Source organism: Vibrio sp. OPT46 (assembly GCF_015163535.1).
Taxonomy (GTDB): Bacteria; Pseudomonadota; Gammaproteobacteria; order Enterobacterales; family Vibrionaceae; genus Vibrio; species Vibrio alginolyticus.
On record NZ_JADDYG010000231.1, the window covers coordinates 1 to 929 of the forward strand.

At 39.9% G+C, this 929-nt stretch carries 1 pseudogene; it reads left to right on the forward strand.

Features of this window, described 5'->3' with window-relative positions:
- Positions 1-472 precede the first annotated feature (472 nt).
- A pseudogene (locus IQR33_RS09425) lies at positions 473-929 on the forward strand (hypothetical protein); the annotation flags it as partial.

Here is a 929-nt window from a genome sequence, read left to right on the forward strand (position 1 = left end):
TGTCTCACCGTAGGATTTATTGATTCCGCTTACCTGAATAGTCATGCTGACATACCGCATTAATTGTCACTTGGTATTTATATTACTCAAATGGACTTTTTATGCAATAAAAATGTATAAAAATTTAATTTGTTAATTTTTTGTATGATCAGCTACCACCAAGACAGAGTATCTGACTGGTTTGAAGAGTTAGTTTTAACTGAATTTGTTGAAGAAAAATCCAACAACATGGTGACGACCGAAACAAGGTTAAAATGGTGGTTATTTTTGTGCTGACGTGTAGAGGAAGTTTTGAGTCTATGAGGATGATCTATTCCAAGTACACCCGCTCATTTTTGCACAGCATCCCCTGTTAGTTTTCCTGTAAAGTCCTCTATGGCAGGGTCCTGATTACGACTTCGCGAATGGACTATAATTTCTCTTTGTATCTGACTCTTAATTTGAGTCATCTAAGTATTAATGGGATAACTCCATGTTGAAGTCGCATTGTTTTTCTCTCGTTACACTCATTTCTTTGAGCTTGCTTTCTGTACCCAACGTTTGGAGTAGAACAGCAATCGTATTACCTGGGTTGCATGAACAGGGTATTGATCTTCAAGATAAGCCTATCTCTGCTGCCGCTGCACTTGAATGGGAGTTGGATAATGCCGATATCGTGTTTGGAGCTTACGAAAATAAGAGTGATAACGAGCGTGTAAAAGCGCTTGGTTACATGTACAACCAAAAGCTGGAACTTAACTCAGGTTGGCTGGAAAACGATATACGTAACCAAGCAGAACTGAATGGAGTTGACTACGAAGATTTCTTTCTCCACTTTTCTGAAGACACTATCCTAGCTGAAGTCGACTCAAGCCATGGCGAGAATACTCTACTCAATCGAAAACCGATGATCGTTGGCTATACCGCCAGCGCTGACCACGCCGGTTTTT